The sequence below is a fragment of the Kocuria rhizophila DC2201 genome (assembly GCF_000010285.1).
Taxonomy (GTDB): domain Bacteria; phylum Actinomycetota; class Actinomycetes; order Actinomycetales; family Micrococcaceae; genus Kocuria; species Kocuria rhizophila_A.
This window is the reverse complement of sequence record NC_010617.1, coordinates 1336296-1352097: the sequence shown is the minus strand read 5'-3', so window position 1 is coordinate 1352097 and position 15802 is coordinate 1336296. Positions and strand designations below refer to the sequence as shown.

Below are 15802 nucleotides of genomic sequence, written 5' to 3'. Positions count from 1 at the left end.
CGCCACGGGTCCGGAAGGTGTGCTGCACCCCCCCCCGGGCCCCGGGGCGGAGCCGTGCTCAGCCGGTGACGAGGTGCTGCTCGAAGCGGGCGATCTTGGCGAACTCCTCGGCGTCGAGGCTGGCCCCGCCCACCAGGGCGCCGTCCACGTCCGCGCCCGAGAGGATGGATGCCACGTTGGAGGACTTCACCGAGCCGCCGTACAGGATGCGCGTGGCGGCCGCGAAGTCCCCGCTGTACAGCGAGGTGAGCTCGTCACGGATGGCGTGGCACATCTCCTGGGCGTCCTCCGGCCCGGCCACCTCCCCGGTGCCGATGGCCCACACGGGCTCGTAGGCCACCACGAGACCCTGCAGCTCGCCCTCGGAGAGCTCCGCGAGGCTTCCCCGCAGCTGGTTCAGGGTGTACTCCACGTGGCGCCCGGCCTGGCGCTCGTCCAGGCCCTCGCCCACGCACAGCACGGGCGTGAGGCCGTGACGCAGCGCCGCACGGATCTTGTCGCGGCACACTTCGTCCGTCTCGTCGTGGATGGCGCGCCGCTCCGAGTGCCCCACGAGCGCGTAGGTGCACCCCAGCTTGGCCAGGAACTGGCCGGAGACGTCACCGGTGTACGCGCCGGAGTCCTGGTCCGAGAGGTCCTGCGCGCCGTAGCGGATGGACAGACCGTCCCCCTCCACGAGCGACTGCACCGAGCGCAGGTCCGTGAACGGCGGGAACACGGCCACCTCCACGCGGGAGAAGTCATGCTTGGCGTCCTTGAGGGCCCACGCGAGCTTCTGCAGCAGGGCGATGCCCTGCGTGTGGTCCATGTTCATCTTCCAGTTGCCCGCGATCAGGGGCGTGCGGTCGAACGCACCGTTGGTCTGGGTGGTCATGCTCGTTCTCCTTCGCTCGGAGGGTGGGTCGGGGGTTCAGGCGCCCAGCGCGACGACGCCGGGCAGCTCCTTGCCCTCGATGAACTCGAGGGACGCTCCGCCACCGGTGGAGATGTGGCCGAACTGGGAGTCCTGGTACCCCAGGTTGCGCACCGCGGAGGCGGAGTCGCCGCCGCCGATCACGCTCATGGCGTCCGAGGTGGCGAGGGCCTCCGCGACGGCCTTGGTGCCGCCGGCGAACGCCGCCATCTCGAACACGCCCACCGGACCGTTCCAGAACACCGTGCGCGCCCGGGAGATGGCGTCGGCGAAGATCTTCGCGGACTCGGGGCCGATGTCCAGACCCAGCCCGGAGTCGCCGATCGTCCCGCCCTCGATGTCGTCCACGGGGCGCACCTCGTGCTCGGCGTCCTCCGCGAACCGGGAGGCGTAGACGACGTCGACCGGCAGCACGATCTCGGTGCCGGCGCTCTGGGCGCGGTCCAGGTAGCCCTTGACCGTCTCGATCTGGTCCTGCTCCAGCAGCGACGAGCCCACGGCGTGGCCCTGGGCCGCGAGGAAGGTGAAGACCATCCCGCCGCCGATCAGCAGCTGGTCCGCCTTGCCGATGAGGTTCTCGATCACGGCCAGCTTGTCGGAGACCTTGGACCCGCCCATGACCACCACGAACGGGCGCTCGGGGTCGGTGATGACCTTGTTGAGCACGTCCACCTCGGTCTTCACGAGATCCCCCAGGTAGCCGGGCAGCACGTGGGCGATGTCGTACACCGAGGCGTGCTTGCGGTGCACGGCGCCGAAGGCGTCGTCCACGTACGCGCCGTCCTCCCCCGTGAGGGCGGCGAGCTCGCGCGCGAAGGCCTCCCGCTCGGCGTCGTCCTTGGAGGTCTCGCGCGGGTCGTAGCGCACGTTCTCGAGCACGAGGACCTGCCCGTCCTGCAGTGCATCGGCCTTGGCCCGGGCGTCCTCGCCCACGACGTCGGTGGCCACGACCACGGGCGCCTCGGAGAGCTCCGCCAGCCGGTCGGCGGCAGGCTTGATGGAGTACTTGGGGTCCACGGTTCCCTTGGGGCGGCCGAGGTGGGCCATGACAATGACGCGCGCTCCGGCGCGGGCGAGCTTCTCGAGCACCGGCAGCGAGGCCCGCACGCGACCGTCGTCGGTCACGGTGGAGCCGTCCAGCGGCACGTTGAGGTCCGAGCGCACGAGCACGCGGCGTCCCGCGACGCCCTCCGCAATGAGATCGTCCAGTGACTTGGCCATGTTTGTCATCCCTTCCCTGTGGTGAACACGTACCGATGACAATGGCGCCGGCACCCTGGGGCACCGGCGCCACTGAGCGGTCTGTCTCAGAGCTTATCGGCTACGTAGGACACGAAGTCCACGAGCCGGATGGTGTAGCCCCACTCGTTGTCGTACCACGCGATGACCTTGACCTGGTTGTCGATCACCTTGGTCAGCGGCGCGTCGAACACGGTGGAGACGTCGTAGCCCTCGATGTCCTTGGAGACCAGCGCCTCCTCGGAGTACTCGATGATGCCCTTGAAGTCGCCCTCGGCGGCCTTCTTCACGGCGGCGTTGACGGACTCGACGGTGACGTCCTCGCGCACGTCCACGGTGAGGTCCACGAGGGAGCCCGTGGGAACCGGCACGCGCACGGCGAAGCCGTCCAGCTTGCCCTTCAGCTCGGGGAGCACCAGACCCACGGCCGCGGCGGCGCCGGTGGTGGTGGGGATCATGCTCAGGGCCGCGGCGCGGGCGCGACGCAGGTCCTTGTGCGGGGCGTCGTGCAGGCGCTGGTCACCGGTGTAGGCGTGGATGGTGGTCATCAGGCCGCGCTCGATGCCGAACTCGTCGTTGATCACCTTGGCCAGCGGGGCCAGGCAGTTGGTGGTGCAGGAGGCCGCGGACACCAGGTTCATGGTGGCGGGGTCGTAGGACTCGTGGTTCACGCCGTACACGAAGGTGCCCTCCACCTCCTTGCCCGGGGCGGAGAGCACGACCTTCTTGGCGCCGGCGTCCAGGTGGGCCTGCATCTTGGGGCCGGTGGTGAACTTGCCGGTGGACTCGACCACGATGTCCACGCCCAGCTCGCCCCACGGCAGCTTGGAGGGGTCCGCCTCGGCGAAGAACTTCACCTGGTGGCCGTCCACGGACATGACGTCCCCGTCGAGGCTCACCTCGGAGCCCAGACGGCCCATCACGGAGTCGAACTCGAACAGGTGCTTGAGGGTCTCGGGAGCGGTGAGGTCGTTGACGGCCACCAGCTCGATGTCGTGGCCGTGGTGGGTGTACAGGGCCCGTGCGAAGCAACGACCGATGCGTCCGAATCCGTTGATGGCAACCTTGACTGTCACTGCAATCTCCTCTGCGAGTGGGTGTGCGGTGCACTCCGGCCCGTCCGGATGTGGGATCAAAACCAATCGGCATAAATCCCACACCCGAAGTGCGGTGACGACCCGGGGTCCACCTGCTCTTCCGTGTTCATTCTAGCGGGATTCATGCCCCGGGAACAGTGGCGGGGGGCAACTGCGACACAGCTGGCGCAAACCCCACATGAACCAACATTCATGCGGGGTTCACCGGCCCGTGCTAGTGGGCCCGCGCCTGCGCCCCTCCGGCCTGGGCCGCGAACTCGGTGGTGGTGGCGATCCCCAGCTCCTCGGCCCGGCGGTCGGCCATGGCCAGCAGCCGCCGGATCCGCCCGGCGATCGCGTCCTTGGTCAGCGGCGGATCGGACAGCCGCCCGAGCTCGTCGAGGCTCGCCTGCTTGTTGGCCACGCGCAGCCGGCCCGCGGCCCGCAGGTGCTCGGGGGCCTCGTCGCCCAGGATGTCGAGGGCGCGCTCCACCTTGGCGCCGGCCGTCACGGCCGCCTGGGCGGAGCGGCGCAGGTTCGCGTCGTCGAAGTTGGCGAGCCGGTTGGCAGTGGCGCGGACCTCCTTGCGCATGCGCCGGTCCTCCCACTGCAGCAGCGCCCGGTGTGCGCCCAGCCGGGTCAGCAGCGCGGCGATCGTGTCGCCGTCGCGCACCACCACCCGGTCCACGCCGCGCACCTGGCGGGCCTTGGCCAGCACGTCGAGGCGGCGGGCGGAGCCCACGAGCGCGAGGGCGGCCTCCGGGCCGGGGCACGTGAACTCCATGGCCGCGGCACGGCCGGGCTCGGTGAGGGAGCCGTGGGCCAGGAACGCCCCGCGGATCACCGCGGCCGACTCGTCCACGCTGCCGTTGACCACGGTGGGCGGCAGTCCCCGCACGGGGCGCCCGTGCGCGTCCAGCAGACCGGTGCGCCGCGCGAGGGCCTCACCGTCACGGGCGACGCGCACCACCCACGTGGGCTCGCGACGCAGCCCGCCACCGCTCATCACGCCGAGTTCGCACTCGTGGCCGAAGACCTCCCCCACGGTGCGCACCGCGCGGCGCGCCACGGACTCGGTGTCGAGCTCCGCCTCCACCACGATCCGCCCCGCCACGATGTGCAGTCCCCCCGCGAAGCGCAGCAGCGCGGACAGCTCCGCCGCGCGCACCGCGGACTTGCGGACCTGCAGGTGGGCGAGTTCTTCCTTGACCGAGGCGGTCAATGCCATAGACGTCGATCTCCTTGCGTACGGGCGGGCGGGCGGGCGCTCGGGGCGCTCAGGGCTCCGCGTTCATGATCTGCTGGTAGGCCGCGGCCAGTTTGAAGGGGTTGTGCACGGAGCTGCCGTCCTTGTCCCGCAGCGAGTCCCAGTGCACCACGGCGCCGAGCTGGGCGGCCGCCGCCTCGACGTCCTTGGGGGACTCCGCGGCGGACGGGTCCGCGAGCACTACGTCGAGGCGCAGCTCCGGGGCGTAGCGCTTGAGCACCCGCAGCTGGTCCCCCGAGCCCATGCTCAGGGTCTCCGAGTCCCGCGAGAGGTTCAGCGTGACCAGCCGCTTGGCGGGCGAGGCGCAGATGGCGTCCCGCAGCTGGGGCAGCAGCAGGTGCGGCAGCACCGAGGTGTGCCAGGACCCCGGGCCCAGCACCACCCACGCGGCCTCCTCGATGGCCGTGAGGGCCTCCGGGCAGGCCGGGGCCTGGGACGGCGAGAGGCGCACATTGCACACGTCCGCCTCCTTGGCCAGGCGGGACTGCCCCGTGACGGTGCGGGTCACGGACTCGGGCGGGCACGCGACCGTGGGGCTGCTGCCCGGGGAGACGTCCCCCTCGATCACGAGCGGCACGCAGCTCATGGGCAGCACCTGGCCGCGGGCCCCGAGCAGCGCCCCGGCCCACCGCAGGCCCTCGACGGGATCACCCAGCAGCTCCCACAGCGTGACGATCAGCAGGTTGCCCAGGGCGTGGTTGTCGAGCCCCTCGTCCGGGTGGGCCTTCACGCTGAAGCGGTGCTGCATCACGTCGCTCCACGTGCGCCCCCACTGGGAGTCGTCGCACAGCGCGGCCAGGGCCATCCGCAGGTCGCCGGGGGGCAGCACGCCGAGGTCGTCGCGCAGCCGCCCGGACGAGCCGCCGTCGTCGGCGACCGTGACCACCGCGGTCAGTGCCGGCGCCAGCAGGCGCAGGGCGGACAGGCTCGCGGAGAGGCCGTGGCCGCCGCCCAGGGCGACCACCGAGTCCGCGTCGGTGAGGCCGTCGCGGGCGCGGGGGTCCAGGGAGTGGTACGGGTCGACGTCGCGCCGGCTGCTCAGCGGCAGCCGAGGCAGCGCGCCGGTGGTGGGGAATGAGCTCATGGTTTCCGTAGGGTCTGGGGGTCCGGGCTACTCGCGGCCCATGTCACGGTGCTGGAGGTTCACGGTCACGCGCGGGGACTTGCTCAGCCGCCGCGCGACCTCCTCGGTGATGGCCACCGAGCGGTGCTTGCCCCCCGTGCAGCCGATCGCGATGGTCGCGTAGTGCTTGCTCTCGGTGCGGTAGCCCGCGAACACCGGTTCGAGCATGGACACGAAGCGGTCCACGAAGGTCTGGGCGCCGTCCGTGGCGAAGACGTAGTCCCGCACCTCGGGGTCCTTGCCCGTGCGGGGGCGCAGCGCGGGGACCCAGTGCGGATTGGGGATGAAGCGCACGTCCGCCACGAAGTTGGCGTCCGCGGGGACCCCGTACTTGAAGCCGAAGCTCATCACGGTCAGCCGCAGCACCACCGGCCCGCTCGTGGAGAACATGTCCGCGACGGCCCGGGTCAGCGCGTGGACGTTGAAGGACGTGGTGTCCAGCACCGAGTCCGCCGTCTCGCGCAGGTCCTTCAGCAGCTCGCGCTCGGCCCGGATGCCGTCCAGGATCCGCCCCCCGGCCTGCAACGGGTGGGGTCTGCGCTGGAGCTCGTAGCGGGAGACCAGCACCTCGTCCGAGGCCTCCAGGAACAGCACCGAGAACTCCACACCGGAGTGCTCGAGCGCGGCCAGGGTCTCCTTCATGTCGTTGAACAGCGCCTTGCCGCGGACGTCGATCACCACGGCCAGCTTGGGCAGGCTCTGCGGGGTGCGCGAGGCGAGGTCGGCGAGGGTCCCGAGCATCTGCGGCGGGAGGTTGTCCACCACGTACCACCCGAGGTCCTCCAGGGCGTTGGCCGCCGTGGAGCGGCCCGCGCCGGACATCCCGGTGACGATCAGCAGCTCGGCCGTGGGGGGCTTCACCGGCTCCAGCGTGGGCGCGGCATCCGGTGGTGGGGTGCTCATGGTCTGACGGACCGCCTGATCTACCGACTGCAAGGTTCCCCTTCAGGGTAGACCAGATTCAGTCGAGCAGTTCGCCCGTTCCGGTGTCCACCGCCGGGGCGGTCGACGACGCCGCCGCCTCCCCTCCCAGCGCCTGCGCCACCTTCACGGCCAGGGCCGGTCCGAAGCCCTTGACCTCCAGGATCTGCTCGGCGGTGGCCGCGCGCAGCTTCTTGACGGAGCCGAAGTGCTTCAGCAGCGCCTTCTGCTTGGCCGGCCCGAGCCCGGGGACCTCGTCCAGCGCGGAGACGGTCATGGCCTTGGAGCGCTTCTGCCGGTGGAAGGTGATCGCGAAGCGGTGGGCCTCGTCGCGCACGCGCTGCATGAGGAACAGGCCCTCGGAGGCGCGCGGCAGGATCACGGGGAACTCGTCGTCGGGCACCCACACCTCCTCCAGGCGCTTGGCCAGGCCCACCACGTGCACGTCCGTGACCCGGAGGTCGTCCAGGGCGCGCTGCGCCGCGGCCACCTGGGGCGGACCGCCGTCCACGATCACCAGGTTGGGCGGGTACGCGAAGGCCCGGGTGGTGCCCTCGTCGTCGTCGGCGGCCACCTCCCCCGTGCTCACGCCCTTCTCGGCGGCGCGGCGCTGCTGCTCCACGTGGCGGGAGAACCTGCGGTGGATCACGTCGTACATCGAGGCGGTGTCGTCCCGGGCGGCGTCCCCGGTGATCGAGAACTTGCGGTACTCGGACTTGCGCGGCAGCCCGTCCTCGAACACCACCATGGACGCCACCACGTTGGTGCCCTGCACGTGGGAGATGTCGTAGCACTCGATGCGCATGAGTGCGTCCGGCAGCCCGAGCGCCTCCTGCAGCTGCTGCAGTGAGGCCGAACGCGTGGTGAGGTCCCCGGCCCGGCGGGACTTGTGCAGGGTCAGCGCCTGCCGGGCGTTCTCGGCCACCGTCTCGAGCAGCTGGGCCTTGTCCCCGCGCTGCGGGCGCTGGACGGTCACCTGGGAGCCACGCAGCTCGCTGAGCCAGGCCCGGATCTCGTCCGCCTCGTCCGGCAGCACGCTCACGTGCACCGCGCGCGGGATGGTGTCCTGTCGGTACGCGAGCTCGGACGTGCGCCGGTGCTGGCCCACCACGTCCTCGCTGCCGTGGCGTGCGGTCCTCCTGCGGCCCGACGCCGCCGGGGCCAGTCCGGACTGCGCCTCGCCGTAGACCTGCTGGAGCAGGTTGGTCATCAGCTGCGCCGTGGTGACGTCCTCGACCTTCTCCGTGATCCAGCCGCGCTGGCCGCGGATGCGCCCGCCGCGCACGTGGAAGACCTGCACGGCCGCCTCAAGCTCGTCCTCGGCGATCGCGAAGAAGTCCGCGTCCGTGGAGTCCGTGAGCACCACGGTGTTGCGCTCGAAGACCCGTTCCAGCGCACCCACGTCGTCGCGGCGTGCGGCCGCGGTCTCGAAGTCCATGCACTCGGCGGCCTCGTTCATCTGCCGGGTCAGCTCGCGGATGTACGGCTTGGCGTGGCCCGCCATGAAGCGGCAGAGGTCGTCCGCGAGCTCGCGGTGCTCCTCCTGCGAGATGTTGCCCACACACGGGGCGGAGCACTTGTCGATGTAGCCCAGCAGGCACGGCCGGCCGCTGCGCTCGGCGCGCTGGTACACCCCCGTGGTGCACGTGCGCACGGGAAACACCCGCAGCAGGGCGTCCAGGGTGTCGCGGATGGCCCACGCCTGGGAGTAGGGGCCGAAGTAGCGGTTGCCGGGCTTCTTCTCGCCGCGCGTGACCATGGCCCGGGGAACGTCCTCGGACATGGTGACCGCGAGGTACGGGTAGGACTTGTCGTCCCGGTAGGCGATGTTGAACCGGGGGGCGAACTCCTTGATCCACGTGTACTCGAGCTGGAGGGACTCGAACTCGGAGCCCACCACGGTCCACTGCACCGCAGCCGCGGTGGTGACCATGGCGCGGGTCTTGGGTGCCAGCTGGTGCAGGGGTGCGAAGTAGGAGGAGACCCTGTTCCGCAGGTTCTTGGCCTTGCCCACGTAGATGACGCGGCCGTGCTCGTCCCGGAAGCGGTAGACCCCCGGATTGGTGGGGATGTCCTGACGGGCCGGCTTGTAGCTCGCCGGATCAGCCACGCCCCAGGTCCTTCTCCGCGGACGGGGACACGTTGTAGGCGTCCTTGAGCGGCTGGCCGGAGAGCCCGGCGATGGTGGTCATGAGGTACTCCACGAGGTCCTTGCGCATCTTGCCGGTCTGGCGCTGCCCGGGGCCCGCGCCGGGGACCATGATGGGCTCCCCCACGTGCATCTCGAACTTGGCCGGGCGGATCATGGTGGCCCCCGGCGGCTGCAGCCGCTGGGTCCCGATGAGTCCCACGGGGACCACGGGTGCCCCGGTCTTGAAGGCCAGGTAGGCCACCCCGGAGTGGCCGCGGTACAGGTAGCCGTCCCGGGAGCGGGTGCCCTCCGGGTAGATGCCGAACACGTTGCCGTTCTCCAGGTGCTCGACGGCCGGGTCCAGTGCGGCCACCGACTCGCTCTGCTGGCCGCGGGCCACGGGGATGATGTCGATGAACTCGAACGCCTCGCGCATGAACCGGCCCTTGATCCCGGGGCTGTTGACGTACTCGGCCTTGGCGATGAACTTCACCCGGCGCGGCATGAACGCCGAGATGATCACGGAGTCCAGGAAGGAGAGGTGGTTGGACGCGATGATCACGGGCCCGGTCTCGGGCAGCCGGTCCAGGCCCGAGACCACCGGGCGGCACAGCATGCGCAGGGCGCGGGCCACCGTGGCCTTGGTCAGGTCGTACTTGGTGATCATTGCCGCCGCTCCCTACTGGTCCGTGTACCGACTGAGCAAGTGTGCCAAATCACCGGGCTCACGGGCGAGCGCGGCGCACCCGGTGTCCAGCTCCCCGGGCTGGGCGAAGCCCCAGCACGCTCCCACGCAGTCGATCCCCTGGCTGCGGGCGCCCTCGACGTCGTAGCTGCGGTCCCCGACCATCACGGTGCGCGCGGGGTCCGGGGGCAGCGCGCCCAGCCGCCGCAGGGCCTCGGCGATGATGGCGGGCTTGTCGTGGAGCCGGCCCGCCCCGCCACCGGGCGGCGCGAGGTCGTCGGCGGCGCCGCTGACCGTGTCGAAGAACCTATCGAGCTCGAAGCGCTCGACCACCTCCAGCGCAATGTGCTCCGGCTTCTGGGTGGCCACGGCCTGACGGACGCCGCGCTCCCGCAGGGACTGCAGGACCTCGAGAATTCCGGGGTACACGGTGGTGCGCTCGAGCCCCTCGGTGAGATACCCGGCCCGGTAGACGCTGACCACCTGGGCGATCTGGTCCTCGGGGACGTCCGTGAACCGCCGCAGGGACTCGCCGATGGGCGGTCCCACGAACCGGTCGAGGTTCTCCGGGGCCTCGAAGCCGCACGCCCACAGGGCTTCGGCGATGCCCTCCGTGATGGCGCCAGCCGGGTCCAGGACGGTGCCGTCCAGGTCCCACAGCACCACGGGACGCTGACCGTTCACGACGACGCCCCGGCGGACCCGCTGCGCCCCGCGGCGACCGCTGCGGGTACCGGGGAACCGGCCCGGTGGGCGGCCTCGCGGGCCGCGGAGTTCTCCAGGACCTCCCGGAGGAACTGGCCGGTGAAGCTCTCCGGGTTCTGCGCGACCTGTTCCGGCGTGCCCTCGGCCACGACCGTGCCGCCACCCGAGCCGCCGTTGGGACCGAGATCCACGATCCAGTCCGCGGACTTCACCACGTCCAGGTTGTGCTCGATGGTCATCACGCTGTTGCCCTTGTCCACGAGGCTCTGCAGCACCATCAGCAGCTTGCGGATGTCCTCGAAGTGCAGACCCGTGGTGGGCTCGTCCAGCACGTACACGGTGCGCCCGTTGGAGCGCTTCTGCAGCTCTGCGGCGAGCTTGACCCGCTGGGCCTCACCGCCGGAGAGCGTGGTGGCCGGCTGCCCGAGTCGCACGTAGCCCAGACCCACCTCCACGAGCGTGGTGAGGTAGCGCGCGATCGCCGTGAACGGGGCGAAGAACTCGGCCGCCTCCTCGATGGGCATGTCCAGCACCTCGGCGATGTTCTTGCCCTTGTAGTGCACCTCCAGGGTTTCCCTGTTGTAGCGGGCCCCCTTGCACACCTCGCACGGGACGTAGACATCCGGCAGGAAGTTCATCTCGATCTTGAGGGTGCCGTCACCGGAGCACGCCTCGCAGCGCCCGCCCTTGACGTTGAAGGAGAACCGGCCCTGCTGGTAGCCGCGGACCTTGGCCTCCTGGGTCTCGGCGAACAGCTTGCGGATGCGGTCGAACACGCCGGTGTACGTGGCCGGGTTCGAGCGCGGCGTGCGCCCGATGGGGCTCTGGTCCACGTGCACCACCTTGTCCAGGTGCTCCAGACCGTCGATGCGCCGGTGCCGCCCGGGGACCTGCTTGGCGCCGTTGAGCTGGTTGGCCAGGCTCGTGTAGAGGATGTCGTTCACGAGCGTGGACTTGCCCGAGCCGGACACACCCGTGACCGCCACGAACACACCCAGCGGGAAGTCGACCGTGAGGTTCTGGAGGTTGTTCTCCCTGGCTCCCACCACGGTCAGCTTCCGCTTCTTGTCCACCGGGCGGCGGGTGGCCGGGACCTCGATGAGCTTGCGGCCGGTGAGGTAGTCCGCCGTGATCGACTCGCGGTTCTCGAGCAGCTGGTCGTAGGTGCCGGAGTGCACCACGTCCCCGCCGTGGACGCCGGCGCCCGGGCCCACATCCACGATCCAGTCCGCCTCGCGCATGGTGTCCTCGTCGTGCTCGACCACGATCAGGGTGTTACCCATGTCCCGCAGCCGCAGCAGGGTGTCGATGAGCCGGCGGTTGTCGCGCTGGTGCAGCCCGATGGACGGCTCGTCGAGCACGTAGAGCACGCCCACGAGTCCCGCGCCGATCTGGGTGGCCAGCCGGATCCGCTGGGCCTCACCGCCGGAGAGCGTGGCCGCCGCCCGTTCCAGGTTGAGGTAGTCCAGGCCCACGTCGATCAGGAACGTCAGCCGCGCGACGATCTCCTTGAGCACCTGGTCGCCGATCGTGGCGTCCCGTTCGCTGAGCTCGAGGTTCTCGAAGAAGGTCAGCGAGTCCCGCATGGGCAGGCGGGTGGCCTCGGCGATGTTCTTCCCGCCCACGGTGACCCCGAGGATCGTGGGGTTCAGCCGGGCCCCGCCGCACGCCGGGCACGCCACCTGGCGCATGTACTGCTCGTAGCGGTCCTTGGCGTGGTCGGACTCGGTTTCCTCGTGCTTGCGCTTGATGTAGCCGTACACGCCCTCGAAGCCCTGCGAGTACTTGCGCTCGCGGCCCCAGCGGTTGCGGTAGGCCACCGTGACCTTGTAGTCCTTGCCCTCGAGCACGGCGCGGCGCGCCTTGGCGGGGAGGTCCTTCCACGGCGTGACCATGTCGAAGCCGACCTCCTTGCCGAGGCCGGCGAGCAGCCGGTTCCAGTACTCGCTGGTGGCCTTGCCGAGGGACCACGGGGCAATCGCGCCCTCCACGAGAGAGAGGTCCGGGTTGGGCACCACGAGGTCCTCGTCCACCTCCAGCCGCGAGCCGATGCCGTCGCACTCGGGGCACGCGCCGAACGGGGCGTTGAAGGAGAAGGAGCGGGGCTCGATCTCGTCGCTCTGCAGCTCGTGCTCGTTGGGGCACGCGAGGTGCTCGGAGAACGTGCGCCGGACGTCCTGCCACGGGGACTGCTCGCCCTCGCGGGTCACGAGCTCCACGACCACGCGGCCGTCCGCGAGGTTCAGTGCGGTCTCCACGGAGTCCGTGAGGCGCTGGCGCGCGTCCGGCTTGGCCGTGAGGCGGTCCACCACCACGTCGATGGTGTGCTTGTACTGCTTCTTGAGCTTGGGGGCGTCCTCGAGCTGCACGGTCTCGCCGTCCACCACGGCGCGCGCATAGCCCTGCTGGCTCAGCTGCTGGAAGAGGTCCTGGAACTCCCCCTTGCGGCCCTTGACCACGGGGGCGAGCACCATGAAGCGGGTGCGCTCGGGCAGCTCCAGCAGCTGGTCCACGATCTGCTGCGGCGTCTGCCGGGTGATGGGCTCCCCGCACACCGGGCAGTGCGCGCGGCCGATGCGCGCCCACAGCAGGCGCATGTAGTCGTAGATCTCGGTGATGGTGCCCACGGTGGAGCGCGGGTTGCGGGAGGTGGACTTCTGATCGATGGACACCGCCGGGGAGAGTCCCTCGATGAAGTCGACGTCCGGCTTGTCCACCCGGCCCAGGAACATGCGCGCGTACGAGGACAGCGACTCGACGTAGCGGCGCTGGCCCTCCGCGAAGATGGTGTCGAACGCGAGCGAGGACTTCCCGGAGCCGGAGAGCCCCGTGAACACCACCATGGAGTCCCGCGGGATGGTGAGGTCCACGTTCTTGAGGTTGTGCTCCCGGGCGCCCTGCACCACGATCTCGGTGAGGTCCGAGACACCGGACGCGCGGGTCTTCGGGGCGTGTTCGTGGGCGGTCCGCTCCGCGAGCACGGAGCTGGACTGGCGGTCGCTGGAGGTTTCGTGGGTTCGCTCTGACACGGCTGCAACTCTAGTACCCGGCACCGACACGGCCACCGCCCCCGCCCGGGGAGTCAGCCCAGCGCGCAACCCCCGGGGCGGGCGCTCAGGCCCGGTGGCGCGGACCGCCGGATGCCCGCCCGGGGCCGCGGGCGGCGTCGTCCTCCCGGGGCTGCGCGGTCTCGTGGACGGCGCGATCGGTGCGCCCGCCGTCGGCGCCGGGGGACGACGACGCCGGGTCGCCCACGTGCGGCGTCGCGCCCTCGTCCCGGGGATGGGCCGCTGCCTCCTCCCCCGCGCCCCGGCGCAGCCCCGTGGCAGTGGGGTCCACCACCGGGATCTGCCCCGTCTCCGCGTGCTGCATCCGCAGCCCCGCGGCCTCCACGGGGTTGACCTCCCTGGTGACCAGGGTGATCTGACCGGTCTCGGGGTCCACCTCCGCCACGTCCACGGTGGTGCGCAGCGGGGTCTCCTTCATGAGCAGCACGCACAGCAGGGTCACGAGGGACGCGATCCCGGCCACGAGGAACAGCAGACCGGTGCCCGTGCCGTACGCCTCGCGGACGGCCCCCAGCACCTCGGGGGGCAGCCCCGCGAGGTCGATGGACGCGGCGTCGGGCGTGGCCGAGGAATCCATGCCGTGCTCCGCCGCGAACCGGGACATCTGCGTGGCCATGTGCCGGGTGAGCAGCGCACCGAACATGGACACCGCCACGGCGCCGCCCACCGTGCGGAAGAACGCGACCGCGGAGGACGCGGCGCCCATGTCCTTGAGCCCCACGGTGTTCTGCACCGCGAGCACGAGGTTCTGGTTGAGCGTGCCCACGCCCAGCCCCACGAGGCAGATGAAGATCCCCACGAGCCACGCGGGGGTCGTGTGCGTGAGCCCGGCGCCGAGGAAGAGCCCCACCGCGAGCACCACCGCGCCCACGACCAGGATCCGCTTCCAGCGCCCGAAGCGGGAGATCAGCTGACCCGCGATCGTGGAGCCCAGGAACGAGCCGACCACCTGCGGGAGCATCAGCAGGCCGGACTCCGTGGGCGTGTAGCCCTGACCGAGCTGGAAGTACTGGCCCAGGTAGGTGGTGGAGGCGAACATGGCGGCGCCCGTGGCGATCGCCGCGATGATCGCGAGCACCGTGGTGCGCTCCGTGATCACGTGCAGCGGCATGGTGGGCTCGCTCGCGCGGCGCTCCACGGCCACGAAGGCCACGGCGGTCACGAGCGCCAGCACGATCAACAGCACCGACTCCCACGAGCCCCACGCGAAGAGCTTGCCCGCGAAGGACACCCACAGCAGCAGCGCGGAGGTGGCCAGCGCGAGCAGCCCCATGCCCAGGAAGTCCACCCTGGGCGAGCGGTCACGAGAGACCTCGGGCAGGTGCAGGGTCCGGACGATGATGACCGCCGCCACCAGGGAGAGCGGCACGGGGATCAGGAAGCACCAGCGCCAGCCGAACGCGTCCACGATCAGCCCGCCCAGCAAGGGTCCCACGGAGGTGGCCACGGCCATCACGGCACCCATGTACCCGGCGTAGCGCCCGCGTTCGCGCGGCGGGATGATGGTGCCGAGGATCGTCTGGGCGAGGGCCATGAGCCCGCCCATGCCCACGCCCTGGATCACACGGGCCACCACGAGCATCCCGATGGATCCCGCGATGCCCGCCGCCCCGGAGCCGATCACGAAGATGGCGATGGCCATGAGCAGCAGCTTCTTCTTGTCGAAGAGGTCCGCGAGCTTGCCCCACATCGGCGTGGTCACGGCGTTCGCCAGCAGGGTCCCGGTCACGGTCCAGGACAGGGCGGTCTGGTCCCCGCCGAGGTCCGCCATGATCACGGGCAGCGCGGTGCCGATGATGGTCAGGGTGACCATGGCCATGAAGAACGCCGCGAGGATGCCGGTGAGCGCTCTCAGGACGTCCCGGTGCTCCTGCTCGCTCGTGCGTGCGGGGCGGGTACGGGATGTGGGCTGGCGGGCTGGCGTCATGTGCAGGTGTCCTCTCCGCGCCGGTCCGTGCCGGGCGCGCTATGCCGGGGGTCTGTGGGGGGATGTGGTGCGGGGCGTGCGCGGGCGAGCCGCGCCGTTCGTGCGGTTGCGGCCGCCTCAGCGCCCGGGCCCGGGGCCCGGCGGGCCGGGGTCGCCGGGGCCGCCGGTCACCACGGGGACGGCGGTGGTCATCGGGGACATCCCGGAGGAGCTCAGGAAGAGCTCGGTGAGGCGCTTGAGGTCCGCACTCGTGCGGACGGCCTCGGCCTCGCTCAGGTCGGCTAGGCGCACCACGAGGCTGCGGGCGTCCGCCCGCAGGGCCGTCTCCAGGGCGCGCCGTCCGGAGTCGGTGATGCTGAGGATCTGCGCCCGCCCGTCCTCAGGGTCCGGGGCGCGGACCACGTGGCCCAGCTGCTCCAGCACTGCCAGCTGGCGGCTCATGCCGGACGCGCCCAGGTTGGACTCGGCCACGATGTCCTTGGCCCGGCGCCCCGGCATGCACGTGAGCATGGTCAGGATGTTGGTCTGCACCACCGTCAGCTCCCGCTGCGCGGCCGTGGCCTTGAGCACACGTCGGGTGGCGCGCTGCAGCTCCAGGAGGTCCCGGACGAGCTGCTCGGCCGTGCCGTTCGAGACCCCCATGCTCTGCGTCCTCCCCTTCCGTGGTGCCCGGGGACGACGGCCCGGCCCGTAGGCGTGCGGCCGTGGGCACGGCGGCGTCGTCCCCCAAGTATTTGCTTCACGCAA

12 protein-coding genes are annotated in these 15802 nt (G+C 71.0%); all 12 read right to left on the bottom strand.

Translation table 11 applies throughout. From position 1 onward, the window contains the following. Nucleotides 1-58: 58 nt before the first annotated feature. The 12 genes from tpiA to KRH_RS05885 all read right to left on the bottom strand — a co-directional run bounded on the left by tpiA (nucleotide 59) and on the right by KRH_RS05885 (nucleotide 15697). Nucleotides 59-874 carry a triose-phosphate isomerase gene (tpiA, locus tag KRH_RS05940; RefSeq protein ID WP_012398280.1) on the bottom strand — a complete coding sequence of 272 codons (816 nt, stop codon included), beginning with the start codon at nucleotides 872-874 and terminating at the stop codon, nucleotides 59-61. A 36-nt stretch (nucleotides 875-910) separates the two neighbouring features. Next, on the bottom strand, nucleotides 911-2134 hold the full coding sequence (locus KRH_RS05935) for a phosphoglycerate kinase (protein ID WP_081431591.1): 1224 nt from the start codon (nucleotides 2132-2134) through the stop codon (nucleotides 911-913). 86 nt (nucleotides 2135-2220) lie between these two features. Next, nucleotides 2221-3228: a type I glyceraldehyde-3-phosphate dehydrogenase gene (gene gap, locus KRH_RS05930; protein ID WP_012398278.1), complete on the bottom strand. Its 1008-nt coding sequence runs from the start codon at nucleotides 3226-3228 to the stop codon at nucleotides 2221-2223. A 235-nt stretch (nucleotides 3229-3463) separates the two neighbouring features. Next, nucleotides 3464-4456, bottom strand: coding sequence for a DNA-binding protein WhiA (gene whiA, locus KRH_RS05925; RefSeq protein WP_012398277.1), 993 nt, complete (start codon nucleotides 4454-4456; stop codon nucleotides 3464-3466). A 49-nt stretch (nucleotides 4457-4505) separates the two neighbouring features. Continuing rightward, nucleotides 4506-5579: a gluconeogenesis factor YvcK family protein gene (locus tag KRH_RS05920; RefSeq protein WP_012398276.1), complete on the bottom strand. Its 1074-nt coding sequence runs from the start codon at nucleotides 5577-5579 to the stop codon at nucleotides 4506-4508. Nucleotides 5580-5606: 27 nt separating this feature from the next. Beyond that, complete coding sequence (gene rapZ, locus KRH_RS05915) at nucleotides 5607-6521, bottom strand: RNase adapter RapZ (protein WP_012398275.1); 915 nt, start codon at nucleotides 6519-6521, stop codon at nucleotides 5607-5609. Nucleotides 6522-6579: 58 nt separating this feature from the next. Next, nucleotides 6580-8649 (bottom strand): excinuclease ABC subunit UvrC, encoded by a 2070-nt coding sequence (gene uvrC, locus KRH_RS05910; RefSeq protein ID WP_012398274.1) that lies wholly within the window; start codon nucleotides 8647-8649, stop codon nucleotides 6580-6582. Beyond that, a complete protein-coding gene (locus tag KRH_RS05905; protein WP_012398273.1) occupies nucleotides 8642-9337 on the bottom strand; it encodes a lysophospholipid acyltransferase family protein in 696 nt (231 codons plus the stop codon). The genes uvrC and KRH_RS05905 overlap by 8 nt, the downstream gene beginning before the upstream one ends. A 12-nt stretch (nucleotides 9338-9349) precedes the next feature. Then, a complete protein-coding gene (locus KRH_RS05900; RefSeq protein WP_012398272.1) occupies nucleotides 9350-10039 on the bottom strand; it encodes an HAD hydrolase-like protein in 690 nt (229 codons plus the stop codon). Then, on the bottom strand, nucleotides 10036-13041 hold the full coding sequence (gene uvrA, locus KRH_RS05895; RefSeq protein ID WP_012398271.1) for an excinuclease ABC subunit UvrA: 3006 nt from the start codon (nucleotides 13039-13041) through the stop codon (nucleotides 10036-10038). The genes KRH_RS05900 and uvrA overlap by 4 nt, the downstream gene beginning before the upstream one ends. Nucleotides 13042-13174: 133 nt before the next feature. Further along, on the bottom strand, nucleotides 13175-15055 hold the full coding sequence (locus KRH_RS05890) for an MDR family MFS transporter (protein ID WP_012398270.1): 1881 nt from the start codon (nucleotides 15053-15055) through the stop codon (nucleotides 13175-13177). A 117-nt stretch (nucleotides 15056-15172) separates the two neighbouring features. Further along, nucleotides 15173-15697: a MarR family winged helix-turn-helix transcriptional regulator gene (locus tag KRH_RS05885; RefSeq protein ID WP_012398269.1), complete on the bottom strand. Its 525-nt coding sequence runs from the start codon at nucleotides 15695-15697 to the stop codon at nucleotides 15173-15175. Nucleotides 15698-15802 lie beyond the last annotated feature (105 nt).